The sequence below is a fragment of the Janthinobacterium sp. HH106 genome, from assembly GCF_001758725.1.
Lineage (GTDB): Bacteria > Pseudomonadota > Gammaproteobacteria > Burkholderiales > Burkholderiaceae_D > Janthinobacterium.
Window position 1 is genome coordinate 104,567 of sequence record NZ_LRIC01000048.1, and the last position, 24,568, is coordinate 129,134.

Genomic DNA, 24,568 nt, shown 5'->3' on the forward strand with positions numbered 1-24,568 from the left:
GAAAACACATTATGAAACACGTTGCCCGCAAACGCTTTGGCCAGAACTTCCTGCATGACCGCTTCGTCCTCGATGACATCACGGCCGCCATCGCGCCGCAGCCGGACGATGCCATGGTCGAGATCGGCCCCGGCCTGGGCGCCATGACGGAGCAGCTGCTGCGCCATTTGAAACAGATGCATGTGGTGGAACTGGACCGCGACCTGATCGTGCGCCTGGAAAAGACCTTCAATCCGGCCAAGCTGACGATCCACTCGGGCGACGCGCTGAAATTCGATTTCGCGCAAATCCCCGTGCCGGCCGGCCAGAAGCTGCGCATCGTGGGCAACTTGCCTTACAACATTTCCAGCCCCCTGCTGTTCCACCTGGCGGACTTCGCGCCGCTGGTGCAGGACCAGCATTTCATGCTGCAAAAGGAAGTGGTCGAACGCATGGTGGCCGAACCGGGCAGCAAGGCGTATGGCCGCCTGTCCGTGATGCTGCAATGGCGCTACAAGATGTCGCTGCTGTTCATCGTGCCGCCGACGGCCTTCGATCCGCCGCCGAAAGTGGAATCGGCCATCGTGCGCATGATTCCCGTGGCCGAGCGCCTCGCGTGCGACCAGGCCACGCTGGAAGCCGTGGTCATGAAGGCGTTTTCGCAACGCCGCAAGGTGATCCGCAATTGCCTGGCCGGGATGTTTACGGAAGAGCAGATCAAGGCGGCCGGCATCGACCCGACCCTGCGTCCGGAAACCGTGGGGCTGGAGCAATACGTGGCGCTGGCGAATCTGCTGAAGGCACCTGCTTGAGTTTTAACTTAAAACCACTGGTCGACCTGCTGTAAATCCTGGCGCAACGCTGAAAAACAGTCGTCCACATGGTGGTTGCGGCTGATTTCATTGCGCCGCATCAGGGCGATCTTGCGCTTGCACGTGGGCTGGCGCAGGGGTGCCACATGCAGATCCTCGTCATTGAGGAAGGTCGTGTACAGGCTGGGCATGATGCCCACGGCGATGCCGGCGCGCACCACGCCATACAGCGACTCGCTGTGGATCATCTGGTACAGGTTTGACGGGCTCAGGCCATGCTGGCGCAGCGCGCTCGAGGCGAACTCCCAGATGCTGCCCTTGGTAAACACGACGATTTCCTGGCCCGCCAGCTGTTCCCAGCGCACTTCCTTGAGCGGCGCCAGCGCATGGCGTCCCGCCGTCACCAAGACCAGCTCGTCTTCGAACAGGCCCACGCTTTCCAGCGACACGGAACCGGGCACCTCGATGCCCACGCAAAAGTCCAGCTGGCCCGAATGCAGCGCATGCAGCAAGCCATCGTTGGGCATGTCCGACAGGACGATTTCCACTTCATCGCCATGCTGCTCGCAGTAGCGCGCCACCACCACGGCCGTCATCGCCATGGCCGAGGGGATGGCGCCGATGCGGATGCGATGCCGGCCGCTGCCGATGGCGCGCTGGATATCGGCAAAGGTGTTGCTGGCCGTATTCAATAAATGCGTGGCGTATTCGAGCGCCAGCTTGCCTTCGCGCGTCAATTCCAGCTGGTGGGTTGTGCGGTTAAACAACTTTTTTCCCAATTGATTTTCCAGCAGCTTGATCGACGCGCTGAGGGCCGGCTGGGTCACGCACAATTCCTGTGCAGCCTTGCTGAAGCTGTTTACCCGGGCTAGGGTGGAAAACGCTTGTAAATGTCGTAATGAAATTTTCTTGCTCAGTTCATGCATGGGCGTTGCTTATTAGAAAAAGTAATGGATTTATAAAAATAAACAAATTTTCTTATCCCGCAATTTACCATATTCTGGACTGGTCCTTACTTGTCTTGAAAGCAACAATATTCGGGAGAAGCGCCTGGAATGCGGTGCCGGCACGTGCGGCGGCGCGCCATGCAAGGGATGCATCAATAAAATAATTCCAAAAAAACTCAGGGTTTATTCTTTTTAGGGTGGCGGCGATGAACAAATGGATGACGGGAACGATGGTAGTGGGTGGCTTGCTGGCGGCGCAGGGTGCGGCGCAGGCGCAAAGCAGCGTGCAAGTGTATGGACTGCTGTCGGCCGGTATCGGCTATGTGTCGGATGAGGGCAAAGGCAGCCGCACGCATGCGCTGAGCGGCACGAATCAGAATCCCCGCATCGGTTTCCGCGGCCAGGAAGACCTGGGCGACGGCACCAAGGCGATCTTCGTACTGGAAAACGGTTTTAACGTGATGACGGGCACGGCCTCGCAAAGCGGCCGCCTGTTCGGCCGCCAGTCGTATGTGGGTTTGTCCAGCAACGACAAGGGCACCTTGACCCTGGGCCGCCAGTACGAAGCCGTCAAGGATCTGCTGGGTCCCGTGGTCATCGCCAGTAACGGCGTGCACATCGGCGACAACGACAATGGCTACAACAACCTGCGCGTGCAAAACGCCGTCAAGTATGTCAGCCCGAATATCAGCAACCTGTCGTTCACGGGCTTGTATGGTTTCAGCGAGAACCCGGAAGATTCGAACCGCAACCGCGTCTACAGCATGGGCGCCGGCTACAAGGTCGATGCCTTCAGCTGGGCCGTCGCCTACACCAAGATGGATCGCCCGAACAGCCCCGATGCGCCGAATGGCGCCATCGGCAATGATTATGCCAGTTCCCTGTTGATCTTTAACAAGAGCGCCGTCAAGGGCGCCGGCGTGGACAGCCAGGCCATCGCCGGCACGGGAGGCTTTTATAATGTGGGCAAGACCAAGTTTGGCGCCTTGTACACCAATGTGCGCTACCACTACCTGGATCAAAGCAATCTGACCCTGCAGAACGTGGACTTGAACGTGAACCACAAGCTGACGGAAGCGTTGAACCTGGGCGCGTCGTATTTCTATACGACTGGTAAATATGACGTGATCAACAAGACGCCGAAATGGCATCAGGTTAACTTCCAGGCCGATTACTTCCTGTCCAAGCGCACCGATGTCGCCATCACCTGGAGCTACCAGAAAGCGGCCGGCGATGCGACGTTCGCCCGCGTGTTCGGCTTCGGCGCCTCGGGCGGCAAGACGCAAAGCGTCCTGATCGTTGGCATGCGACATTATTTCTGACACTGATTCATCTTTACAGGCGCTGTTCCGCAGCGCCGTCCCCTGAAAGGAAGCATCTTGAAAAAGCACCTCATGTTGGCGTTGAGCCTAGGCTTGCTGGCCAACGCCGCCCACGCGGAAAAACGCGAGCTGGTCATTTCGGCCTATCCGATTGCCCAGCCCTTGTTCATGAAGTATGTGTACGAGCCGTTCAAGGCCAAATGCGGTTGCGATATCAAGGTGGAAACGGGGAATAATGCGGATCGCATCGCCAAGCTGGTGGTGCACGCCAAGAACCCGGTGATCGACCTGGTGCTGCTGTCCGATTCCGGCATGCTGGAAGCGGCGCAAAAGGGCGTGATCCAGCCCATGGATTATTCCAAGCTGAGCAATTACAAAGCCCTGTACGACGTGGCGAAAAACCCTATCGGCGGCAACTTTGCCGTCGGCTACACCCTGTATTCGGTCGGCCTGGTGTACCGCAGCGACAAGGTTGCCCCGCTGACGTCCTGGAAGGACCTGTGGCGCCCCGAACTGAAGGGCCGCGTGGCCTTCCCCGACGTGAGCACCACGCAGGGTCCCTTGATGCTGCGCATGGCCGACGCGGCCTGGGGCGGCAAGACGGACGACTACGCCACGGGCTTTGCGAAGATCGTCGGCATGAAGGGCAACGTCGTCACGTTCTCGAAAAACAGCGCGCAGCTGGCCGCCCTGTTTGCGCAGGATGAAATCTGGGCCGCGCCCGTGGCGCGCTTTACCTGGTCGCAAATGCTCAAGACGGGCCTGCCCCTGAAATGGAGCATCCCGGCCGAAGGCCAGGCGGCCGGCATGAACGTGATGGGCATCGTTGCCGGGTCAAAGAATGCGGACCTGGCCTACCAGCTGATGGATTTCTGGCTGTCCAAGGAAGTGCAGACGCAGCTGGCGACCAACCTGGTCGACTCGCCCGTCAACAAGGACGTGCGCCTGTCGGTGGCGGCCGCGCAATTCAATACCTATGGCGCCGATCAAATCAGCTCGCTGAAGTTCGTCAAGCCGGAAACCATCATCAAACAGCGCAGCAACTGGATGACGCAGTGGAACAAGGCCATGAGCAAATAGTGGTGACGAGGAGAAAACACCATGTTTGCTGATCCAAAAAAGCACCTGGGACTGCTGCTGGTCCTGCCGGCGCTGATCTTTATCGTCGTCTGCTTCCTGCTGCCCGTGCTGGCCTTGCTGGTCGACGCCTTCCGCGTCGGCGACGGCATGCAGTGGGGTGTTGAGCGCTTCGTTGCATTCTTCTCGCAGGAATTCAACCGCACCATCTTCTGGCGCACCCTGCGCATCGCCGCGCTGGTGACCCTGGCGTCCATCATCCTCGGCTATCCGGCCGCGCAAGCCGTGGCGCGCGTGTCGCCGAAGTGGCGCGGTCTGGTGGTCGGCATGATGATTCTGCCGCTGATGGTCTCGCCGATCGCGCGTACCTATGCGTGGATCGTGCTGCTGGGCCGTAATGGCGCCCTCAACGCGGCGCTCGTCAACATGGGTTTCACGGACGAGCCGCTGCGTTTGCTGTTCAGCGAGTTCGCCGTCTTTGTCGGCTTGCTGCAATTGCTGCTGCCCTTGATGCTGATGTCGCTGGCGGGCGCGCTGGAAAACCTGCCGCGCGACGTGGAACCGGCCGCGGCGACTTTGGGCGCGAATCCATGGCAAGTATTCTGCAAGGTCACCCTGCCGCTGACGCAGGAAGGCCTGGTGGTCGGCGGCACGCTGGTGTTTACGGGCTGCGTGACGGCCTACGTGACGCCGGCCCTCCTGGGCGGCACCAAGGTGCTGATGCTGGAAACGCTGCTGTACCAGAAGGTCAGCGTGGAGAGCGATTTCGGCGCCGCGAATGTGATCGCCGTCATCCTCGTCTGCATGACCCTGCTGGTGAATGCCGGCCTTAAACGTATTTCCTCGAGCCGGAGCTCCGTATGAAAGAAAGCTTATTCTCGCGCGCCGTCCTGTGGCTGGTGTTCCTGTTCCTGCTGGGACCATTTGCCATTGTGGTGCTGGCCGGCTTTTCCGGTGGCGAAACCTTGGCCTTCCCGCCCGAGTCGTATTCGCTGCGCTGGATCCTCGAGGTGTGGGCTGCGCCCGAGTTCCGCCGCGCCTTCCAGACCAGCCTGGAAATCGGCCTGATCGCCACCGTCATCGCGCTGTTGCTGGGCATCCCCGTCGCGTATGCGTTTTCGCGCATGCCGCCGCCCGGTATCGGCGCCATCCGGCAAATCCTGACGTCGCCGCTGATCATTCCCGCCATCCTGGTCGGTTTGGGCTTGCTGCACCACCTGGTGCTGACGATCAATGCGCCCGTGTACGTGGGCCTCTTGATCGGCCATATCGCGCTGCTGATTCCGTACTCGGTGCGCGTCGTGTACGCCAGCCTGGTGAATTTGCGCGTCGATATCGAGGACGCGGCCATCACCCTGGGCGCGTCGCGTCTGCGCGCGTTCTTCATGATCGTGCTGCCGAATATCCGCAACGCCGTGATCGCCGCCTTCTTCCTCGCCTTCGTCACCTCGTTCAACCAGGTGCCCGTCTCGCTGTTCCTCACGGGTCCCGGCATCAGCACCTTGCCCATCGAGATGCTGGGCCATATGGAAAACAGTTTCGATCCGTCGATCGCTGCCCTGTCGACCTTGCTGGTCTTGTTCACCATGGCCTTCGTGATGGTGACCGAAAAGGTGCTGGGCATTTCTAAATACATGTAAGAGGCAACACACGATGAGTTATCTGGAACTGCACAAGCTGAACCTCGGCTACGCCAAGAACACGACGTCCGTGAAAGACCTGGACTTGCACGTCGAGCAGGGCGAGCTGATTTCCCTGCTGGGCCCCAGCGGCTGCGGCAAGACCACCACCATGCGCGCCATTGCCGGCCTGATGCCGCTGCAGTCGGGCCGCATCGTGCTCGACGGCCGCGAAATCGGCAAGCTGGCGCCGAATAAACGCAATATCGGCATGGTCTTCCAGTCGTACGCGCTGTTCCCGCACTTGAACGTGTACGACAACATCGCCTTCGGCCTGCGCCTGCGCAAGGTCGCGCCGGCGCTGCTGAAAACGAAAGTGGAAGCCGTGATCGCCGCCGTGGGACTGACGGGGTTCGAGACGCGTTTGCCGGCGCAGATGTCGGGCGGCCAGCAGCAGCGCGTGGCGCTGGCGCGCGCCATCGTCGTCGAACCGGCCCTGCTGCTGCTCGATGAACCGCTGTCGAACCTGGACGCCAAGCTGCGCGTGCAGATGCGCGCCGAGCTGCGCCGCATCCAGCGCGAACTGGGCATCACCATGCTGTACGTGACGCACGACCAGGAAGAAGCGCTGGCCCTGTCCGACCGCATCGTCGTCATGAACGGCGGGCGCATCGAGCAGCTGGCCGCGCCGGAAGCCGTGTTCAATACGCCGTCCACGCGCTTCGTCGCCAACTTCATGGGTTTCGAAAATCTGTTCGACTACCGCGACGGCGCGCTGCACCACGCCGGCGCCAGCCTGCCGTACACGTCCCCTGTCGCTGCCGGCACCACGGTGCTGGGCTGGCGTCCGGACAAGGTGCGCGTCTGCGCGGCCGACGACGCGGCAGGTCAGTACCCTGGCACCGTGCTGGCGCGCGGTTTCCTGGGCGACACCGTCGAATACCTGCTGCAAACGCCGCTGGGCCAGGTCAAGGGCATTTGCGCGGCCGGCGGCGCCGCCTGGCGCGAAGGCACGGCCGTCTCCTTCGTACTGCCCTCCGACAGCGCCCTGTGGCTGGCTGCCTGATTTTTTAACCTGAGACCATCATGACCCAAGCCTTGAAAAAGATCTGGCTCGACACCGATCCCGGTTTCGACGACTGGCTGACGATGCTGCTCTTGGGCAGCAATCCCGACATCGAGTGGCTGGGCGTGAGCGTGGTGGCGGGCAATGCACCCGTCGCCATCACTTACGACAACGCCTTGCGCATCAAGGCCCATGACGGCTTGACGGTGCCGATCTACCGCGGCTGCGAAGAACCGCTGGCCGGCGTCATCGAGACGGCGCAGCGCATCCTGGGCGACAGCGGCATGCCGACCACGGGCGACATCCTGCCGCCCGGAGCGGCCAGTGATGCTGCAGGCCACGCCGTCGACGCGCTGATCGCCGCCGTGCGCAAGCATCCCGGCCAGATCACCATCATGGCGATCGCGCCGATGACGAATATCGCAACCGCGCTGGCCAAGGCGCCCGACATCGCCGAGAAAATCGTCGAAATCATCCTGATGGGCGGCTCGACCGACCAGGGCAACCATACGGCGGCGGCCGAATTCAATATCTATGCGGACCCGGAAGCGGCCGCCCAGGTGTTCCAATCCGGCATTCCGCTGCGCATGTTCGGTCTGAACCTGTGCCGCCAGCTCCTGGTGACGAATGCGGAAGTGGAGCGCCTGCGCGCCCTCGGCACGCCGCGCGCGCTACGTCTGGCCGGCTACCTGGAAGCGTATGTGCGCATCCGGAGCAGCGACGGTTCCGTGCCCATGCCCATGTACGACCCCGTGGTGGCCCTGTATCTGGAAGCGCCGCAGCTGTTCCAGTTCCAGCCGGCTCACGTGGCCATCGAATTGACGGGCGAACTGACGCGCGGCATGACGGTGTGCGAATTCCGCGTGCCGCGCCGCGCCGCCATCAACACGCAAGTGGCGATGCTGGCCGATGGCCCCGCCGCCATCGAGCGCCTGATGCGCCGCCTGGCCGCCATTCTCGTCTGACCCACTTCACTACGAAACGAGCTTCATGTCTAATTCACCCCTGAGCATCGAACAGTTTTTACGCGCCATGCCGAAGGTGGAGCTGCATTGCCACCTGTTCGGCACGGTGCGGCAAGCCACTTTCCGCGCGCTGGCCGCCAAGACGGGCAATGTCGTCACCCCCGAGGAAATCGACGCGTTTTACACGCGCGGCGACAAGCCCGTCGGCGTGCTGCGCGTGCTGCGCGCGCTCGACGCGCACCTGATCGTCTCGCCGACCGATTTGTATTGCCTCGCCTACGAATACCTGGAAGACGTGCATGGCCATGGCGTGCGCTATGCGGAGTTCTTCTGGAACCCGACCGGCACCGTGCGCGTGTCGGGCATCCGCTACGAGTCGGCGCAGGACGCCATCGTGGCCGCCATCCGCGATGCGCAAAGGGATTTTGGCGTGATCGGCCGTCTGATCCCCAGCATCGACCGCGAAGCGGCTCCTGCCGAAGCCGTGCAGATGGTGGAGTGGATGAAGGCCTACCGCGCGCCGGAAGTGATCGGCATCGGCATCGACTACCGCGAAAACGACCGTCCGCCCGAACTGTTCATCGAAGCCTATCGCGCCGCGCGCGCCGCCGGCTTCAAGTGCACGGCGCATGCGGGCGAATTCGGCATGCCGTGGATGAATGTGGCGACGGCGATAGACGAATTGCAGGTGGACCGGGTCGACCATGGCTACACGATCGTCGACAACCCGGAGCTGGCGCAGCGCTGCGTGGAACGGGGACTTGTCTTCACCGTGGTGCCCACCAATTCGTATTATCTGCGCACCCTGGTCCCCGAGCGCTGGGCGCTCGATCACCCGATCCGCGCCATGGCCAAGCTGGGCCTGAAACTGCATCCGAATACGGACGATCCGACCCTGCACCACGTGACGCCGACGGGCGCCTGGATGATGATGCGCGAATTCGGCTTCGGTCTCGACGACATGCGGGGCTTCATGTTGAATGGCCTGGACGCGGCCTGGATAGACGAGTCCACGCGGCGCGACTGGCGCGCGGAATTTGCGCGCGAATTCGACGCGTTGCGGGCAAGAGTCGTCGGGTAAATCAGGCCGATGCCGGTGGCGGGGCCAGCAGCGACGGAAACGCCCGCTGCGGGCAGCTTTGGCGCTCGCACACCTTGCAGCCCGTGCCGATCGGCGTGGCGCTGGAAGGGTCGTGCAAATCGAGTCCCTTCGAATAGATCAGCCGGTGCGCCTGCGAGATGTCGCAGCCCAGCGCCACGGCAAACGTCTTGCCGGGCGCCCGGAAGCCTGGCGAGGCCGTGCTGACCTGGCGCGCGATCCATAAATACGTGCAGCCGTCGGGCATGCTGGCCACTTGCGTCAGCACCTGGCCCGGATGGCTGAAGGCGTCGTACACGATCCACAGCGGGCAGGTGCCGCCCACCCGTGAAAAGTGAAAGTCCGTGGCCGACTGGCGCTTCGAGACATTGCCCGCGCGGTCGACGCGCACGAAGAAAAACGGCAGCCCCGCCGCATCGGGGCGCTGCATGGTGCTCAAACGGTGGCACACGGCCTCGAAGCCCACGCCGAACTGGTGCGCCAGGCGTTCGATGTCGTAGGCGCGCGTTTCCGCCGCCTGTAAAAAACGCTGGTACGGCATCAAGAGGGCGCCGGCGAAATAATTGGAAAACGCCAGGCGCGCGCCCGTCTGCGCGGCCGCGCCCGAGAGTCCTGCCGCCAGCACCAGGGCGTCGATGAGGTCGCTGTGTTCGAGCAGGCTGATTTGCGCCGCCATCTGGAAGGCGCGTTGGCCGCCCGTCAGGGTGTCGGGCAGAAACAAGATATGGTGTTGCGCGTCGTAGCGGTGCTTGCGCACCATGCCCGCGTCGCCATCGGACAAGCGCACCTGGATGCCGTGGCGCTCCAGCAGCCGGCCTTGCAGCGCGTCGAGCGTGCGCAGGGAGGGATCGAGTTCGCCCGCCACCCGTTCGGCCGCCCGGTCCAGCTCATCGATGTAGTTTTGCCGCCGGTTCAGGTATTCGCGCACTTCCTCGTCCGTGGAGGGCGCCGCCGAGCTGGCGCCGCGGCTGCCGTCGTCGAGGCGCGCGGCCAGCGTATCGGCCCGTTCCGCCATCACCCGGTAGCGCCGCTGCAGGAGCAAAATCGAGCGCGCCAGTTCCGGCATGTTTTCCACCAGCATTTTCAATTCCGCCATCGAGGTGGGCGGCGCGTCGGGCAATTCGCCGAACACGTCGCGCACATCCGCCACCAGGCTGGCGCTGTCGTGTTCGGAAAAGATTTGCGGGTCAACGCCCAGCACCGTGCCGATGCGCAGCAGGATCGGCACCGTCAGCGGGCGCTGGTTGCGCTCCATCTGGTTCAGGTAGCTGGGCGAGATGCCCAGGGCCTTGGCCAGCGCCACCTGCGTCATGCGCCGTTCCTCGCGCAGCCGCTGCAGGCGCACGCCCATGAAAACCTTTGCCATCGCGTTTCCTCTTCCCCGTTTGTGGAATCTGCAAATTTACAATCTTTGCAGATTAACAGATTCGTCTTTGCATTATCTCGCATTTTCACGCCTTGTTTGCAGGCTGGATTGTGCGAATAATGCAAACAGACCTATACCAACCAGGAGACTCCGAGTGACTACGCAAAACACAATTCCGACCGTTCCCCTCTTGATCAACGGCGAGTGGGTCGAATCCCGCACCACCGTCTGGCGCGACGTCGTCAACCCCGCCACGCAGGAAGTCCTGGCCAAGGTGCCGTTCGCCACGTCCGATGAAGTCGACGCGGCCATCGCCTCGGCCCAGCGCGCCTTCAAAACCTGGCGCAAGACGCCGATCGGCGCCCGCGCCCGCATTTTCTTGAAATTGCAGCAGCTGATCCGCGAAAACATGGCCGACCTGGCCGCCACCCTGACGATGGAACAGGGCAAGACTTTGCTCGACGCGGAAGGCGACGTCTTCCGCGGCCTGGAAGTGGTGGAACATGCGGCCAATATCGGCACCCTGCAAATGGGCGAATACGCGCAAAACGTGGCCGGCGGCGTCGACACCTACAGCGTGATGCAGCCGCTGGGCGTGTGCGCCGGCATTACCCCATTCAATTTCCCCGCCATGATCCCCCTGTGGATGTTCCCGATGGCGATTGCCTGCGGCAATACCTTCGTGTTGAAACCATCGGAGCAAGACCCGCTCGTGACGGAAAAACTCGTGCGCCTGGCCTTGCAGGCGGGCATCCCGGCTGGCGTGTTGAACGTCATCCACGGCGGCGAAGACGTGGTCAACGCCCTGTGCGACCATCCGGACATCAAGGCGATCTCGTTTGTCGGCTCCAGCAAGGTGGGCACGCATGTGTACCAGCGCGCCAGCCTGAACGGCAAGCGCGCGCAATGCATGATGGGCGCCAAGAACCACGCCGTCGTCTTGCCGGACGCCAATAAAGAACAGACCCTGAACCAGTTGCTGGGCGCCGGTTTCGGCGCGGCCGGCCAGCGCTGCATGGCGGCGTCCGTCGCCGTGCTGGTGGGCGAGGCGCGCGAGTGGCTGCCGGAACTGGCCGCCAAGGCGCAAACCCTGACGGTGGGCGCGGGCAAGGATAATCCGGACCTGGGCCCCGTGATCTCGTGCGCGGCGAAAGAACGCGTGTTTGGCCTGATCGCCAAGGGCGTGGAGCAGGGCGCCGTGCTGACGCTCGATGGCCGCGACGTGAAGGTCGATGGCTATCCGAACGGCAACTTCGTCGGCCCGACGATCTTGTCCGGCGTAAAACCCGGCATGGTCGTGTATGACCAGGAAATCTTTGGTCCCGTCCTGATCGTCGTCGAAGTCGATACCCTGGACGAAGCCATTGAACTGGTGAATGCGAATCCGAACGGCAATGGCACGGCCCTGTTCACGCAGAGCGGCGCGGCCGCGCGCTATTTCCAGGAAGAAATCGACGTGGGCCAGGTCGGCATCAACGTGCCCATTCCCGTGCCCGTTCCCCTGTTCAGCTTTACGGGCTCGCGCGGCTCCAAGCTGGGCGACCTGGGCCCGTTCGGCAAGCAGGTCGTGCTGTTCTACACGCAGACGCAGACGATCACCCAGCGCTGGTTCACGGATGCGGCCTCGGTGGGCAAGGTCAACACCACCATCAGCCTCAAGTAAGGAGTGGCCATGGACTTTGAACTGAGCGACGAGCAGCGCGAGTTCCAGCAGGCGGCGCGCGCGTTTGCCGAAGGCGAACTGGCGCCGCACGCGGCCCATTGGGATGCGGAATCGATCTTCCCCGTGGACACCATCGCCAAGGCGGGCGAGATGGGCTTTTGCGGCCTGTACACGCCGCAGCGCTGGGGCGGCCTGGGCCTGTCCCGCCAGGATGCGGCCATCGTGTTTGAAGAGCTGGCCGGTGGCTGCACCTCGACCACGGCCTACATCACGATCCACAACATGGCCACCTGGATGCTGTCGCGCTGGGGCCAGGAAGCCCTGTGCGACGAGTGGGTGCCGGCGCTGGCGGCCGGCCGGAAGCTGGCCAGCTATTGCCTGACGGAACCGCAATCGGGTTCCGACGCGGCGTCCTTGCGCACCAAGGCAGTAAAAGAGGGCGACTTTTATGTGCTCGACGGTACGAAAGCGTTCATCTCGGGCGCGGGGCAGACGGATATGCTGATCGTCATGGCACGCACGGGCGGCGAGGGCGCGGCCGGCATTTCCGCCTTTGCCGTGCCGGCGAATCTGCCCGGCATCGTGTATGGCAAGAAAGAAGAAAAGATGGGCTGGAACAGCCAGCCCACGCGCATCATCAGCTTCGACCAGGTGAAAGTGCCTGTTGGCAACTTGCTGGGCGCGGAAGGCGAAGGTTTTGCCATCGCCATGAAGGGCATCGATGGCGGGCGCATCAATATCGCCGTGTGCTCGGTGGGCACGGCGCAGGCGGCCCTCACGCGCGCGCAAACGTACATGAAGGAGCGCACGCAGTTCGGCCGCGAACTGGCGCAGTTCCAGGCCCTGCAATTCAAGCTGGCCGACATGCTGACGGAACTGGTGGCGGCGCGCCAGATGGTGCGCCTGGCAGCCTGGAAACTTGACCAGGAAAGCCCGGATGCGACGGCATATTGCGCCATGGCAAAACGTTTCGCGACGGATGTGGGTTTCAATGTGGCCAACGATGCGCTGCAGTTGCACGGCGGCTACGGCTACATCCGCGAGTACCCGCTCGAGCGCCACGTGCGCGACACGCGCGTGCACCAGATCCTGGAAGGGACGAATGAAATCATGCGCCTGATCGTCGCGCGAGCGATTTTGAAAGACGGCGCCACGGAGACCTTACGATGAACAAAGTGTATACAAATTTACTGCTGGAACGCCGTGGCCATACGGCCCTGGTGACCCTCGACAACCCGCCCGCCCACACGTGGACCCTGGCCAGCCTGAACGCCCTGAAGGAACTGGTGGCCGACCTGAATGCGGACGCCGACGTGTACGCTCTCGTGATCACGGGCGGCGGCGCCAAGTTCTTCTCGGCCGGCGCCGATCTGAACGTATTTGCCGACGGTAACAAGGACACGGCATTCGCCATGGCCGCCGCGTTTGGCGAGGCGTTCGAGGCATTGTCCGCGTTTCGCGGCGTCAGCATCGCCGCCATCAACGGCTACGCCATGGGCGGCGGGCTCGAATGCGCGCTCGCGTGCGACATCCGCATTGCCGAGGAGCACGCGCAGATGGCCTTGCCGGAAGCCTCGGTCGGCTTGCTGCCATGCGCGGGCGGCACGCAGCATTTGCCGTGGCTGGTGGGCGAAGGCTGGGCCAAGCGCATGATTTTGTGCGGCGAGAGAGTCGATGCGGCCAAGGCCCTGGCCATCGGCCTCGTCGAGGAAGTTGTTCCAACCGGCAAGGCTGCCGCCACGGCGTTGGCCCTGGCTGCCAAAGTGGCGCGCCAGAGCCCGAGCAGCGTGACGGCATGCAAGACCCTGATCCAGGGCGCGCGCAGCCATCCGCTCGTCGATTCCCTGCCCGATGAACGCACCCTGTTCCTGGGCCTGTTCGATACGCAAGACCAGAAAGAGGGCGTGCAGGCGTTCCTGGAAAAACGTCCGGCGGAGTGGAAGAATGGTTGAGACTTTGCTTGAAACCGTGAAAATCGAGGAGCGCGACTGTCCCGGCGGCATGAAGCTGGGCGTCATCACCCTCGACGCGCCCAAATCCCTGCACGCGCTGACCCTGGACATGATCCGCGCCATCGACGGCGCTCTCGTGCGCTGGGCCGCTGACGACGCCGTCGCCTGCGTGGTGCTGCACTCGTCGACCGACAAGGCCTTTTGCGCGGGCGGCGACGTGCGCAGCCTGCGTTCGGCCGTGGCAGAGCAACCGGGTATCGTGCCGAACCCGCAGGCGCTGGCCTTCTTTGCCGAGGAATACCGGCTCGACCACCGCATCCATACGTATGCGAAACCGCTGCTGGTGTGGGGCGGCGGCATCGTCATGGGCGGCGGCCTGGGCCTGATGGCGGGCGCCAGCCACCGCGTCGTGACGGAAAGCACGCGCATCGCCATGCCGGAAATCACGATTGGCCTGTTCCCCGACGTGGGCGGCAGCTGGTTCCTGGGCCGCATGCCGGGGCGCAGCGGCCTGTTCCTGGGTTTGACGGGCGCGCCCTTGAACGGGGCCGACGCCCTGTTCGCGGGCCTGGGCGACTATTTCCTGCGCCAGGAAGAACGGAACATGGTGCTCGACGCGCTGGCGCTGGCGCAATGGCAAGCCAGTCCGCAAGCGAACAGCGAGCAGCTGGACCGCCTGCTGCGCGGCTTCTCGGCGCCAGCCTCCATGCTGCCCGTGTCCGAAGTGTGCGCTAACTTCGACGCCATCGCCGCGCTGACGCAAGCGCCCACCTTGCCCGAAGTGGTGGCCGCCATTGCCGCGTATGACGGCGATTCGGTCTGGCTGCAAAAGGCGGCCCACTCGCTGGACAAGGGCGCGCCCACTTCGGCCGCGCTGGTGTGGGCCATGCGCGAGCGCACGCGCCATCTGAGCCTGGCGCAAGTGTTCCAGCTGGAACTCATTGTCGCCGTGCAATGTTGCGCCCATGCAGACTTCAGCGAAGGCGTGCGTGCTTTGCTGATCGACAAGGACAACGCGCCGCAGTGGCAGCCGGCCAGCCTGGCCGAGGTCAGCGAGACGTATCTCAATGAATATTTCACGGCGCCATGGGATAGCCATCCTTTGCGCGACCTGCATTAAAAGAACAACAGGAGACACATATGCAACATATCGCTTTTATCGGCCTGGGCAACATGGGCGCGCCAATGGCCCGCAACCTGGTGGCCGCCGGCTTCCACGTGTCCGTGTTCGACCTGGCGCCGGCGGCTGTGGCGTCGCTGGTCGAGGCGGGCGCCACGGCGGCCGCGTCCGCCAGCGCGGCCGTGCAGACGGCGGACGCCGTCATCACCATGCTGCCAGCAAACAAGCACGTGCAGGAACTGTACCTGGCGGCAGGCGGCGTGCTCGATTCGGCCAAGCCCGGTGCCCTGTTCATCGACTGCAGCACCATCGCCGCCGACGTGGCGCGGCAAGTGGCGCAGGCGGCCAGCGAACGCGGTTTTGCCATGATCGATGCGCCCGTCTCGGGCGGCACGGCGGGCGCGGCGGCCGGCACGCTGACCTTCATCGTCGGCGGCAGCGAGGCGGCCTTGCAGCAGGCGCGTCCCCTGCTGGAAAAGATGGGCAAGAACATCTTCCATGCGGGCGAGGCGGGCGCGGGCCAGGTGGCGAAGATTTGCAACAACATGCTGCTGGGCATACTGATGGCGGGGACGGCCGAGGCGCTGAACCTGGGAGTGGCGCATGGCCTCGATCCGAAAGTCTTGTCCGACATCATGGGCAAGAGTTCGGGGCGCAACTGGACCCTGGAAGTGTACAACCCGTGGCCCGGCGTCATGGACGGCACGCCCGCGTCGCGCAATTACACGGGCGGCTTCGGCACGGCGCTGATGCTGAAGGACCTGGGTCTGGCGCAGCAGTCGGCCCTGTCGGCGAACGCGCCCACGCCCTTGGGAGGGCTGGTGCGCCAGCTGTACCAGATGCATGCGCAAGCCGGCTATGCGCAGCAGGATTTCTCCAGCATCGTGCAGATGCTGCAGCCGGGCTTGGATAAACCCGCCTGAGGAATTTTGGACAAAAAAAAGCCCGCTGGTGAAAGCGGGCTAAATCCAATTCTTGGAAGAGTTGGAGGAGACAGATGCATTATGCTGCATCGCCACATATAACTCCAATTTATCTTTCGAATATCAAATATAGATTTTCGTGATATCTCTTCCTGGCAGCCGCGTCGCGGCTGCCAGCGCCACAGTCTTAGCCTGGATTGCAGGCGATCTGCACGGTGGTCACGTTTGCTTCACCCATCACACCGACGCCCGTGTTGGGTGCCACGGTGCATTTCAAGCCGGTAGGCTGGGTAAATACGCTGATGCCATACTTGTCGCCATCGGCAACAGGCGACGCCAGAGTGAAGGTCGTGCTGCCTTTGGCCACCGTGGTTTGCGCATTGCCGTTGATCAGGACCAGGCCGTCGGCTGTCAGGCCAGTCACCGTGCCGCCTACCGTGTACGCGTTTCGCGCACAGGAAACCGATGCCTGGATACTGACGTAGTGACCGGCCGAGCCGGTTCCGCCACTGACGGTGCAAGTCATGTGGGCTGGCTGGGTCTGCACGGTGATGTTGTAGTCGGTGCCATAGTCGATGCGCTTGCCAAAGGTAAACGAGGTCTGGCCGGCTTTGATCGGGAGCGGATCGCCGCCATTGACCAGGACCAGGCCTTCGGTGTTCAAATTGCTGACGGTGCCACTGACATCATACGAGGCCTTGCCGCCGCAAGCAGCCAATCCCAGGGTCAACAGCAGCGCGGCGATAGGGCGCAGGCAGGATAACTTCATGTATTTCTCCTATCCAATATAGTGGTGACGAATCGCGTAGCTTACTGCGCCGTGCAGTTCAGTGCGGCGCCGGTCGTGGCGGCTGAGCCCATGGTGCCGACGACATCGCGGCCGTTGGCACTGGCAGAACCCACGAAACTGCACGTCTGGCCCGTTGGATACGTCGCGATGGAAATATTGTAGGCGATGCCGTCATTGACATTCGGGAACGTATAGCTGGTGCTGCCTTTCAGCGGGCTGGTGGTGATATTGCCGATGGCCAGGGTCAAACCGTCGGCGGTCAGGCCCGTGATCGTGCCGCTCAGCGGGTAGGTATTGGTCACGCAAATCACCTGGGCCGTGGTCACGGTATAGCTCGATGCCTTGCCGGCGCCATTGGTAATCGTGCACACGGCGCCTTTTGGCTGTTGCGCGATGGTGATATCGTAGCGGTCATCGGTGCTGACCAGCTTGGTGAAAACAAAGGAAGTCTGGCCTGAGGTGACAGGCAGGCGTTCGCCGTCATTCAGCAGAATCAGGCCATCTTTTGCCAGATTGACGACTTGGCCGCTCAGATACAGATTGCCGCCGCTGCCGCCGCAGGCCGCCAATGTGACGGCGCAAGCCGCCGCCAGCATCGAGCGCAGGTACAAATTTTTCATACATTCTCCAAAACGAATTAGGTTGGGTAGCGCAACGCGGACGCTGGCGCCGCATTGGAATGGCGCCTATTTTAGTCTATCTGGCAAGCCGGATGATCTTGCCTTGTATCACCCTGTAACAATTTTTCGCCGGGAAGCGCCGGCCCGGCCCCATTTCATGGGGGCGCCGCCATGCCGGCGGCGGCGATCGGTGCGACAATAGCTGCGGGCTGCGCACCGTGACGCGGCATCTATATAGTGAGTTCCATGTCTCTTGCCCCTGTAAAACCTGCCGTGCCGCCCAAGGCCATCCTGTTCGACCTCGACGATACCTTGTGGCCCATCGCGCCCGTGATTGCCGCCGCCGAAACCCTGCTGCACGACTGGCTGGCCACGCATGCGCCCAAGGTGGCGCAGCAGTTTTCCATCGAGCTGTTGCGCCAGCACCGTCTGGCCATGCTCAATGAACAACCGCATTTCCATGGCAATTTGATCGAGCTGCGCCGCGCGGGATTGCTGACCGCCTTTGAGGCCGCCGGCGAAGATCCCGCCCTGGTCGACGGCGCCATCGCGCAGTTCCTGGCGGCGCGCCATCGCGTGCAGCCGTATGACGATGTCTTGCCCGGCCTGGCCTGGATGGGCCAGCGCATGCTGGTCGGCTCGATCTCGAATGGCAATGCGGACCTTGAAATTATCGGCCTGGCGCAGCATTTTAAAGTGTCGATTGCCGCCAGCGATTTCGGCGTCGCCAAGCCTGACGCCAGCATCTTCCTGGCCGCTTGCGCCGCGCTGGGCGTGGCGCCCCATGAGGCCGTGTATGTCGGCGATGACTTGTATTTCGACGTGACGGGGGCGCAAGGGGCGGGCATGCGTGCCGTGTGGATGAACCGCAAGGGCAGCGATGCCCATCTGGCCGCCGGCGTGCAGCCCGACGCCATCTGCGCCAACTTTGATGAATTGCTGCTGTGGCTGCAGGGGCAGCTGGAAGATTGATCGCCGTCGGACGGGCGAACGTGCATAATAGGCGCTGTTGATGCATGTTCGGCCGCTTTCGTTGCCGCTTGCTTAACAATATGCTTGTTTAAAGAATATTTGCTTACCTAAGACACCATGCAACTCGATACACGTGCCCAAACACTGCTGAAAGCCCTGGTCGAGCGATATATCGCCGACGGCCTGCCGGTCGGTTCGCGCGCCTTGTCGAAAATTTCCGGCCTCGACCTGTCGCCGGCCACGATCCGCAACATCATGGCCGACCTGGAAGAGCTCGGTTATGTGTCCAGTCCGCATACTTCGGCCGGACGCATCCCCACGCCGCGTGGCTACCGCATCTTTGTCGACACCTTGCTGACCGTCCGGCACCTGGACGAGCACATGGTGGAGTCGCGCATGCGCCTGCAGACGCCGCAGCCGCAAAAAACCATCGCCAACGCGGCGCAGATGCTGTCGTCGCTGTCGCAGTTCGCCGGCGTCGTGCTCAGCCCGCGCCGCGAATCCGTGTTCCAGCAGATTGAATTTTTGCGCCTGTCCGAAAAACGCATCCTGCTCGTCATCGTCGCTCCCGGCGGCGACGTGCAGAACCGTTTATTGCTGACGGAAGCCGACTATACGCCGGCGCAACTGGTGCAATCGGCTAATTACATCAACCAGAATTATGGCGGCCTGTCGTTCGACGCCGTGCGCGTGCGCCTGCAAGGCGAACTGCGCCAGTTGCGCGACGACATGGGCAGCCTGATGCAGGCGGCCGTGGAAGCGGGCAGCGAAGCGATGGCCGATCATAGCGATGACATGGTGATTTCCGGCGAGCGCAACCTGCTCAGCGTGAGCGATCTGTCATCGAATATGCATTCGCTGCGCCAGATGTTCGACATGTTCGAGCAAAAGACGGGCTTGATGCAGCTGCTCGACGTGTCGAGCAAGGCGACGGGCGTGCAGATTTTCATCGGCGGCGAATCGAACCTGGTGCCGATGGATGAGATGAGCGTGGTGACGGCGCCGTATGAAGTCAACGGCAAGATCGTGGGAACGCTGGGAGTGATCGGACCGACGCGCATGGCTTACGAGCGCGTTATCCCGATCGTCGACATCACGGCCAAGCTGCTGTCGAGCGCGCTCAGCCATCATTGATGCGGTTCAATGCTGCGCCGGCCGGCGCCTTGCGGGAACGGCCGGCGTGGGTCAGGCTGTTTTGTGCGGGCAAGCTGTCTTGGTGCAGTTGCCGTAGATGGCCAGGGCGTGTTCGGCGATCTTGAAGCCGCGCTCTTCGGCCACTTTTTGCTGGCGGATTTCGATTTCTTCGTCGAAGAATTCTTCGACCCGGCCGCAATCGAGGCACACCAGATGGTCGTGGTGGGAGCCTTCGTTGAGTTCGAAAATCGCCTTGCCGGTTTCAAAATGGTTGCGGTTAAGCAAGCCGGCTTGTTCGAATTGTGTGAGAACACGGTAGACAGTTGCCAAGCCGACATCCATATTGTCGGCCAGCAGAATCTTGTAGACGTCTTCCGCGGTCAGGTGGCGTACCGGGCTACTCTGGAAGATATCGAGTATCTTCAGCCGTGGCAGGGTGGCTTTCAGGCCGCTTGCCTTGAGATCACTAGGATTGTTACTCATGTTTGTTGCTCGTATGTGGGTCAGGTGCTTTATCATATAGCGTTTTGTCGGGGAGTGCCAAAATATGCTTTTTTTTGGCGGGCCGGTCACTCCTGGCGTTTTGTTCATCCAATTGAGGTCATTTATGCGCGTAACCCCGGCTGTATTGCCATCTCTCTGGCACCGTATTTCATTTCGAGCACCAGTCGTGGCAGGCATGGTCTGTGTCGCGCTGGCCGTGTCCGGCTGCGCCAACCGTGGCATTCTTGGCGAAAAGCCGGCAGCTGCTCAAAAAGAAGGCAAGGAACTGGTTCCCGAACAGGGCGCACAAACGACCACCATTACGCCGCTGCAAAAATTCATGTGGTTTTTCTCGCCCTACCGTCCTGACATTCAACAAGGCAACTTTGTCTCCGAAGAGATGCTGGCCCAGTTGAAAGTAGGAATGACGCGCGACCAGGTGCGTTTCGTCCTCGGCACTTCGCTGCTGACCGATATCTTCCATGCCGACCGCTGGGATTATCCATTCCGTCTGGCGCGGGGCAGTGGCGAAACCACTAGCAGCCGCGTGGTCGTGTACTTCGGCAAGGATGGCAAGGTTGAACGTTTCGAAGGCGGCAACTTGCCGACGGAGAAAGAATATATCGACCGCATCGCCGGTCCGTCGCCATTCGCCAAGGTCGCCAAGGCTGACGTGCCTGCCGCCGTCGTGCCATCGCCCGTGGCGCCGAGCGCCGTGCCGGTACCGGCCGATGCCGCTCCTGCCATTCCTGTGAGCAAGCCTGACGTTGCACCAGCACCAGCAACGGCGCCTGCCGCCGAGCCAGCACCGACGCCTGCCGCCGAACCCACCAAATAAGTTGTTGTAAGAGAATAAAATGACTGAACTGAAAATTGCCATCGCTGGCGCCAGCGGCCGCATGGGCCATATCCTGATCGAAGCGGTCAGCAACGCGCCCGACGCCGTGCTGACCGGCGCCCTCGACCGCGCCGGCTCGCCGAGCGTCGGGCAGGATGCCGCCGCCTTTCTCGGCAAGCCTGCCGGCGTGCTGATCGCGTCGGACCTTGCCGCCGGCCTGGCCAATGCCGATTACCTGATCGACTTCACGCGCCCCGAAGGCACTTTGCAGCACCTGGCGTATTGCGCCGAGCATGGCATCAAGATGATCATCGGCACCACCGGTTTCGATGACGCGGGCAAGGCCGCCATTGCCACCGCCGCCGAAAAGACGGCCATCATGTTCGCGCCGAACATGAGCGTGGGCGTGAATGTCACCATGAAGCTGCTGGAACTGGCCGCGAAAAGCCTGTCCGAAGGCTACGACATCGAAATTATCGAAGCGCATCACCGCTTCAAGGTCGATGCGCCATCGGGCACGGCCCTGCAAATGGGTGAAGTGGTGGCCGGCGCCCTGGGCCGCGACCTGAAGGAATGCGCCGTGTACGGCCGCGAAGGCGTGACGGGCGAACGCGATCCGTCGACCATCGGCTTTGCTACCATCCGCGGCGGCGATATCGTCGGCGACCATACGGTGCTGTTTGCCGGCATCGGCGAGCGCATCGAGATCAGCCACAAATCGAGCAGCCGCGTCACCTACGCCCACGGCGCCCTGCGCGCCGCGCGTTTCCTGGCCGACAAGCCGACGGGCCTGTTCGACATGCAGGATGTGCTGTCGCTGAAGAACTGAGGAAGACTATGGCCACAGCCATCCTGAATGGAAAAGACATCACCGATGAAGCGAGCTTTCACGCGCAATGCGTGCAAGCCTTCGGTTTCCCCGCGTTCTACGGCAACAGCATGGATGCCTGGGTCGATTGCCTCAGCTACTTGCGCGACGATGAAAACATGACGCAGTTCCGTTTGAAACCGAACGAAGTGCTGGACATCGTGGTGCAGGACGCTGACGCGATGAAGGCGAAAGTGCCTGATTTGCTGGAAGAAATCACATTTTGCATCGCCGGCATCAATGAGCGCTATGACGATTACGGTGAAAAACCGGCATTGAAACTGGTACTCAAGTGAATGGAATCGTAGGTCGGATTAGGCCCTGCGGGCCGTAATCCGACAACATTGTTGGCTGTGCAGGTCGGACTGCGCGCAAGCGCCAATCCGACCTACGTCCAGACGACCAACATTTACACCACCTTGCGCTCACGCAAGCCGTCAATCTCCGCACCGTCCAACCCCAGCCACTGCTGCAATACCTCGTCCGTATGCTGCCCCAGCAAGGGCGGCGGCAAGCGGTATTGCACCGGCGAGCCGGACAGGCGCACGGGATTGGCCACCAGCGCCACCGTGCCCGCCGTCGGATGCGGCATCTCCACTTTCAAGCCACGCGCCACCACTTGCGGGTCGGCAAAGACCTGGTCGATGCGGTTGACGGGGCCGCACGGCACGGCTTGCGCCTCGAACGCGCTGATCCACTCTGCCGTCGTGCGCATGACCGTGGTCTGGCGCATCAACGGTATCAACACCGCCCGGTGCGCGACGCGCTGCGGGTTGGTGGCGAAGCGTTCGTCCTGCGCCCATTCCGGGTGGCCGGCGACGGCGCAAAAACGCGAAAACTGTCCATCGTTGCCGATCGCCAGAATCATGTCGCCATCGGCAGTGGGAAAGTCTTGATACGGAACAATGTTCGGATGCGCATTGCCCATGCGCTGCGGCACCTTGCCTCCGCACAAGTAGTTGGCGGCCTGGTTGCCCAGCGCGGCCACTTGCACGTCGAGCAGGGCCAGGTCGATATGCTGGCCCAGGCCCGAGCGCTCGCGTTCGGCCAATGCGGCCTGCACGGCGATGGTGGCGTACAGGCCCGTCAGGATGTCCGTTTGCGCCACACCCACTTTTTGCGGTCCGGCGCCCGGCTGGCCATCGGGCACGCCCGTGATGCTCATCAGGCCGCCCATGCCCTGGATTAAGAAGTCATAGCCGGCGCGCGCCGCATACGGCCCATCCTGGCCGAAACCCGTGATGGAGCAGTACACGAGGCGCGGGTTGAGCGCCAGCAAGCTCGCCGCATCGAGGCCGTATTGCTTCAAACCATCGAGCTTGAAATTTTCCAGCAGCACGTCCGATTCGGCGGCCAGCTTGCGCACCAGGGCTTGCCCTTCAGGCGCAGCCAGGTCGATGCACAAGGAGCGCTTGTTGCGGTTGGCGCACTGGAAGTAGGCAGCCTCGGCCGTATCGCGGCCGTCCGCGTCTTTCAGATACGGCGGACCCCAGGAGCGCGTGTCGTCGCCGCGTCCCGGCTGCTCGACCTTGACGACGTCGGCGCCGAGGTCGGCCAGCATTTGTCCGGCCCACGGGCCGGCCAGCACGCGCGACAGGTCGAGCACGCGCAAGCCGCTCAACGGCGCGGGCCGCAGGGTGGAGGCGAGGGTGGAAGCCAAGGCGTCCATCAGTTGCTGAAGGCGGCGATGCCGGTGATGGCGCGGCCGATGATCAGCGCGTGCACATCGTGCGTGCCTTCATAGGTGTTCACCACTTCCAGGTTGACCAGGTGGCGGATGACGCCGAACTCGTCGGAAATGCCGTTGCCGCCCATCATGTCGCGCGCCATGCGGGCGATGTCCAGTGCCTTGCCGCAGCTGTTGCGTTTCATGATAGAGGTGATTTCCACGGCGGGCGAGCCCTCATCCTTCATGCGGCCCAGGCGCAAGCACCCTTGCAAGCCCATGGTGATTTCCGTCAGCATGTCGGCCAGTTTCTTTTGCACCAGCTGGTTCGCAGCCAATGGGCGGCCGAATTGCTGGCGGTCCATCGTGTACTGGCGTGCCTTCAGGTAGCAGTCTTCGGCCGCGCCCAGCGCGCCCCAGGCGATGCCGTAGCGGGCGCTGTTCAGGCAAGTAAATGGACCTTTCAGGCCGCGCACGTCGGGGAAGGCGTTTTCTTCCGGGCAAAATACTTCATCCATGACGATTTCGCCGGTGATGCTGGTACGCAAGCCCACCTTGCCGTGGATTTCCGGCGCCGACAGGCCTTTCCAGCCTTTTTCCAGCACGAAGCCGCGGATCGCGCCTTCATCGTCCTTGGCCCAGACGACGAACACGTCGGCAATCGGGCTGTTGGTGATCCACATCTTGGCGCCGGAGATACTGTAGCCGCCCGGCACCTTGCGCGCGCGCGTGACCATGCTGCCAGGGTCGGAGCCGTGGTTCGGTTCCGTCAGGCCGAAGCAGCCGATGAATTCGCCCGTCGCCAGTTTCGGCAGGTATTTCTGCTTGGTTTCTTCGTTGCCGAAGGCATTGATCGGCACCATCACCAGCGATGATTGCACGCTCATCATCGAGCGGTAGCCCGAATCGACGCGCTCGACTTCGCGCGCGGCCAGGCCGTAGCAGACGTAGTTCAGGCCGGCGCCGCCGTATTCTTCGGGTATCGTCGTGCCCAGCAAGCCCAGCTCGCCCATTTCGCGGAAGATGGCGGCGTCCGTGCGGCCATGGCGGAACGATTCGAGTACGCGTGGCACCAGGCTGCCCTGGCAATAGTCGCGGGCCGCTTCCAGCACGGCGCGTTCGTCGCCCGTCAGTTGTTCTTCCAGCAGCAGGGGGGAATTCCAGTCGAATACGGTTTTGCTCATCACAGGCCTCGCAGGTGAGCGCCGGTGATCGGCGCAAGATTGAATATGGCTCATGGTAGGTTTTTGCCTAGCCTTGCGCAAACGATTTTTTTGCACCCAGACA

24 protein-coding genes and 1 pseudogene are annotated in these 24,568 nt (G+C 62.5%); 18 read left to right on the top strand and 7 right to left on the bottom strand.

Annotation, left to right across the window (positions count from 1 at the left end):
- Positions 1-11 precede the first annotated feature (11 nt).
- A complete protein-coding gene (gene rsmA, locus JAB8_RS17990) occupies positions 12-791 on the top strand; it encodes a 16S rRNA (adenine(1518)-N(6)/adenine(1519)-N(6))-dimethyltransferase RsmA (RefSeq protein WP_070220568.1) in 780 nt (259 codons plus the stop codon).
- Positions 792-799: 8 nt separating this feature from the next.
- On the opposite strand, the gene JAB8_RS17995 is transcribed toward rsmA, so the two are convergent.
- Positions 800-1,717 carry a LysR family transcriptional regulator gene (locus tag JAB8_RS17995; RefSeq protein WP_070290839.1) on the bottom strand — a complete coding sequence of 306 codons (918 nt, stop codon included), beginning with the start codon at positions 1,715-1,717 and terminating at the stop codon, positions 800-802.
- Positions 1,718-1,944: 227 nt separating this feature from the next.
- Here JAB8_RS17995 and JAB8_RS18000 point away from each other — a divergent pair, with 227 nt between their 5' ends.
- The 7 genes from JAB8_RS18000 to JAB8_RS18030 are packed head-to-tail and all read left to right on the top strand — an operon-like array spanning position 1,945 to position 8,868.
- Positions 1,945-3,060 (top strand): porin, encoded by a 1,116-nt coding sequence (locus JAB8_RS18000; RefSeq protein WP_227742059.1) that lies wholly within the window; start codon positions 1,945-1,947, stop codon positions 3,058-3,060.
- Positions 3,061-3,117: 57 nt separating this feature from the next.
- Positions 3,118-4,140, top strand: a complete 1,023-nt coding sequence (locus tag JAB8_RS18005; protein WP_230501729.1) for an ABC transporter substrate-binding protein — start codon at positions 3,118-3,120, stop codon at positions 4,138-4,140.
- A 21-nt stretch (positions 4,141-4,161) separates the two neighbouring features.
- Complete coding sequence (locus JAB8_RS18010) at positions 4,162-5,001, top strand: ABC transporter permease (RefSeq protein ID WP_070290841.1); 840 nt, start codon at positions 4,162-4,164, stop codon at positions 4,999-5,001.
- The gene (locus JAB8_RS18015; RefSeq protein ID WP_070290842.1) at positions 4,998-5,777 is read left to right on the top strand and encodes an ABC transporter permease; all 780 of its coding nucleotides are present in this window, start codon (positions 4,998-5,000) and stop codon (positions 5,775-5,777) included. Before JAB8_RS18010 ends, JAB8_RS18015 begins: the two co-directional genes overlap by 4 nt.
- 13 nt (positions 5,778-5,790) lie before the next feature.
- A complete protein-coding gene (locus JAB8_RS18020) occupies positions 5,791-6,822 on the top strand; it encodes an ABC transporter ATP-binding protein (protein WP_070220558.1) in 1,032 nt (343 codons plus the stop codon).
- A gap of 20 nt (positions 6,823-6,842) precedes the next feature.
- Entirely contained in the window at positions 6,843-7,787 is a 945-nt protein-coding gene (locus tag JAB8_RS18025; RefSeq protein WP_254679542.1) for a nucleoside hydrolase, read from the top strand.
- Between the two features lie 25 nt (positions 7,788-7,812).
- The gene (locus JAB8_RS18030) at positions 7,813-8,868 is read left to right on the top strand and encodes a hypothetical protein (protein ID WP_070290843.1); all 1,056 of its coding nucleotides are present in this window, start codon (positions 7,813-7,815) and stop codon (positions 8,866-8,868) included.
- Between the two features lies 1 nt (position 8,869).
- Here JAB8_RS18030 and JAB8_RS18035 read toward each other — a convergent pair whose 3' ends face one another.
- Positions 8,870-10,252 (bottom strand): short-chain fatty acyl-CoA regulator family protein, encoded by a 1,383-nt coding sequence (locus JAB8_RS18035; RefSeq protein ID WP_070290844.1) that lies wholly within the window; start codon positions 10,250-10,252, stop codon positions 8,870-8,872.
- Between the two features lie 154 nt (positions 10,253-10,406).
- Between JAB8_RS18035 and JAB8_RS18040 the strand changes: the two genes are divergently transcribed.
- The 5 genes and pseudogenes from JAB8_RS18040 to mmsB all read left to right on the top strand — a co-directional run.
- Positions 10,407-11,915, top strand: a complete 1,509-nt coding sequence (locus JAB8_RS18040; protein WP_070290845.1) for a CoA-acylating methylmalonate-semialdehyde dehydrogenase — start codon at positions 10,407-10,409, stop codon at positions 11,913-11,915.
- A gap of 9 nt (positions 11,916-11,924) precedes the next feature.
- Positions 11,925-13,085 (top strand): acyl-CoA dehydrogenase family protein, encoded by a 1,161-nt coding sequence (locus JAB8_RS18045; RefSeq protein ID WP_070290846.1) that lies wholly within the window; start codon positions 11,925-11,927, stop codon positions 13,083-13,085.
- Complete coding sequence (locus JAB8_RS18050; protein WP_070290847.1) at positions 13,082-13,867, top strand: enoyl-CoA hydratase; 786 nt, start codon at positions 13,082-13,084, stop codon at positions 13,865-13,867. Before JAB8_RS18045 ends, JAB8_RS18050 begins: the two co-directional genes overlap by 4 nt.
- Positions 13,860-14,987, top strand: coding sequence for an enoyl-CoA hydratase/isomerase family protein (locus JAB8_RS18055; RefSeq protein ID WP_070290848.1), 1,128 nt, complete (start codon positions 13,860-13,862; stop codon positions 14,985-14,987). The genes JAB8_RS18050 and JAB8_RS18055 overlap by 8 nt, the downstream gene beginning before the upstream one ends.
- Positions 14,988-15,001: 14 nt before the next feature.
- Positions 15,002-15,910, top strand: a pseudogene (gene mmsB / locus JAB8_RS18060) (3-hydroxyisobutyrate dehydrogenase); the annotation flags it as partial.
- A gap of 187 nt (positions 15,911-16,097) precedes the next feature.
- On the opposite strand, the gene JAB8_RS18065 reads toward mmsB, so the two are convergent.
- The gene (locus JAB8_RS18065) at positions 16,098-16,679 is read right to left on the bottom strand and encodes a hypothetical protein (RefSeq protein WP_070220542.1); all 582 of its coding nucleotides are present in this window, start codon (positions 16,677-16,679) and stop codon (positions 16,098-16,100) included.
- 41 nt (positions 16,680-16,720) lie between these two features.
- The gene (locus JAB8_RS18070; RefSeq protein ID WP_070220540.1) at positions 16,721-17,320 is read right to left on the bottom strand and encodes a hypothetical protein; all 600 of its coding nucleotides are present in this window, start codon (positions 17,318-17,320) and stop codon (positions 16,721-16,723) included.
- 246 nt (positions 17,321-17,566) lie between these two features.
- Between JAB8_RS18070 and JAB8_RS18075 the strand changes: the two genes are divergently transcribed.
- Positions 17,567-18,292: an HAD family hydrolase gene (locus tag JAB8_RS18075; RefSeq protein WP_070220538.1), complete on the top strand. Its 726-nt coding sequence runs from the start codon at positions 17,567-17,569 to the stop codon at positions 18,290-18,292.
- A 117-nt stretch (positions 18,293-18,409) separates the two neighbouring features.
- Positions 18,410-19,426 (top strand): heat-inducible transcriptional repressor HrcA, encoded by a 1,017-nt coding sequence (gene hrcA / locus JAB8_RS18080; protein WP_035822689.1) that lies wholly within the window; start codon positions 18,410-18,412, stop codon positions 19,424-19,426.
- Positions 19,427-19,477: 51 nt separating this feature from the next.
- Here the strand turns inward: hrcA and fur are convergent, their stop codons facing one another.
- Positions 19,478-19,909 carry a ferric iron uptake transcriptional regulator gene (fur, locus tag JAB8_RS18085; protein ID WP_034745717.1) on the bottom strand — a complete coding sequence of 144 codons (432 nt, stop codon included), beginning with the start codon at positions 19,907-19,909 and terminating at the stop codon, positions 19,478-19,480.
- Positions 19,910-20,105: 196 nt separating this feature from the next.
- On the opposite strand from fur, the gene JAB8_RS18090 reads away from it, so the two are divergent.
- Genes JAB8_RS18090 through JAB8_RS18100 form a run of 3 tightly spaced genes read left to right on the top strand, consistent with a single transcriptional unit; the run spans position 20,106 to position 21,911 of the window.
- Positions 20,106-20,747, top strand: a complete 642-nt coding sequence (locus tag JAB8_RS18090) for an outer membrane protein assembly factor BamE (protein ID WP_070220536.1) — start codon at positions 20,106-20,108, stop codon at positions 20,745-20,747.
- A 19-nt stretch (positions 20,748-20,766) separates the two neighbouring features.
- Entirely contained in the window at positions 20,767-21,576 is an 810-nt protein-coding gene (gene dapB, locus JAB8_RS18095) for a 4-hydroxy-tetrahydrodipicolinate reductase (RefSeq protein WP_070290849.1), read from the top strand.
- An 8-nt stretch (positions 21,577-21,584) separates the two neighbouring features.
- Positions 21,585-21,911 (top strand): barstar family protein, encoded by a 327-nt coding sequence (locus JAB8_RS18100; RefSeq protein WP_070290850.1) that lies wholly within the window; start codon positions 21,585-21,587, stop codon positions 21,909-21,911.
- 113 nt (positions 21,912-22,024) lie between these two features.
- Here the strand turns inward: JAB8_RS18100 and JAB8_RS18105 are convergent, their stop codons facing one another.
- Together JAB8_RS18105 and JAB8_RS18110 are read right to left on the bottom strand one after the other, a co-directional pair.
- Entirely contained in the window at positions 22,025-23,284 is a 1,260-nt protein-coding gene (locus JAB8_RS18105; RefSeq protein ID WP_070220530.1) for a CaiB/BaiF CoA-transferase family protein, read from the bottom strand.
- Entirely contained in the window at positions 23,284-24,465 is a 1,182-nt protein-coding gene (locus tag JAB8_RS18110; protein ID WP_070220528.1) for an acyl-CoA dehydrogenase, read from the bottom strand. The genes JAB8_RS18105 and JAB8_RS18110 overlap by 1 nt, the downstream gene beginning before the upstream one ends.
- Between the last annotated feature and the right edge of the window lie 103 nt (positions 24,466-24,568).

Bases quoted from the DNA above. Each gene is read 5' to 3' on its own strand.
- rsmA (WP_070220568.1), top strand. From the start codon at position 12: ATGAAACACGTTGCCCGCAAACGCTTTGGCCAGAACTTCCTGCATGAC.
- JAB8_RS17995 (WP_070290839.1), bottom strand. From the start codon at position 1,717: ATGCATGAACTGAGCAAGAAAATTTCATTACGACATTTACAAGCGTTT.
- JAB8_RS18000 (WP_227742059.1), top strand. From the start codon at position 1,945: ATGAACAAATGGATGACGGGAACGATGGTAGTGGGTGGCTTGCTGGCG.
- JAB8_RS18010 (WP_070290841.1), top strand. From the start codon at position 4,162: ATGTTTGCTGATCCAAAAAAGCACCTGGGACTGCTGCTGGTCCTGCCG.
- JAB8_RS18015 (WP_070290842.1), top strand. From the start codon at position 4,998: ATGAAAGAAAGCTTATTCTCGCGCGCCGTCCTGTGGCTGGTGTTCCTG.
- JAB8_RS18020 (WP_070220558.1), top strand. From the start codon at position 5,791: ATGAGTTATCTGGAACTGCACAAGCTGAACCTCGGCTACGCCAAGAAC.
- JAB8_RS18025 (WP_254679542.1), top strand. From the start codon at position 6,843: ATGACCCAAGCCTTGAAAAAGATCTGGCTCGACACCGATCCCGGTTTC.
- JAB8_RS18030 (WP_070290843.1), top strand. From the start codon at position 7,813: ATGTCTAATTCACCCCTGAGCATCGAACAGTTTTTACGCGCCATGCCG.
- JAB8_RS18035 (WP_070290844.1), bottom strand. From the start codon at position 10,252: ATGGCAAAGGTTTTCATGGGCGTGCGCCTGCAGCGGCTGCGCGAGGAA.
- JAB8_RS18045 (WP_070290846.1), top strand. From the start codon at position 11,925: ATGGACTTTGAACTGAGCGACGAGCAGCGCGAGTTCCAGCAGGCGGCG.
- JAB8_RS18050 (WP_070290847.1), top strand. From the start codon at position 13,082: ATGAACAAAGTGTATACAAATTTACTGCTGGAACGCCGTGGCCATACG.
- JAB8_RS18055 (WP_070290848.1), top strand. From the start codon at position 13,860: ATGGTTGAGACTTTGCTTGAAACCGTGAAAATCGAGGAGCGCGACTGT.
- JAB8_RS18065 (WP_070220542.1), bottom strand. From the start codon at position 16,679: ATGAAGTTATCCTGCCTGCGCCCTATCGCCGCGCTGCTGTTGACCCTG.
- JAB8_RS18070 (WP_070220540.1), bottom strand. From the start codon at position 17,320: ATGAAAAATTTGTACCTGCGCTCGATGCTGGCGGCGGCTTGCGCCGTC.
- JAB8_RS18075 (WP_070220538.1), top strand. From the start codon at position 17,567: ATGTCTCTTGCCCCTGTAAAACCTGCCGTGCCGCCCAAGGCCATCCTG.
- hrcA (WP_035822689.1), top strand. From the start codon at position 18,410: ATGCAACTCGATACACGTGCCCAAACACTGCTGAAAGCCCTGGTCGAG.
- fur (WP_034745717.1), bottom strand. From the start codon at position 19,909: ATGAGTAACAATCCTAGTGATCTCAAGGCAAGCGGCCTGAAAGCCACC.
- JAB8_RS18090 (WP_070220536.1), top strand. From the start codon at position 20,106: ATGGTCTGTGTCGCGCTGGCCGTGTCCGGCTGCGCCAACCGTGGCATT.
- dapB (WP_070290849.1), top strand. From the start codon at position 20,767: ATGACTGAACTGAAAATTGCCATCGCTGGCGCCAGCGGCCGCATGGGC.
- JAB8_RS18100 (WP_070290850.1), top strand. From the start codon at position 21,585: ATGGCCACAGCCATCCTGAATGGAAAAGACATCACCGATGAAGCGAGC.
- JAB8_RS18105 (WP_070220530.1), bottom strand. From the start codon at position 23,284: ATGGACGCCTTGGCTTCCACCCTCGCCTCCACCCTGCGGCCCGCGCCG.
- JAB8_RS18110 (WP_070220528.1), bottom strand. From the start codon at position 24,465: ATGAGCAAAACCGTATTCGACTGGAATTCCCCCCTGCTGCTGGAAGAA.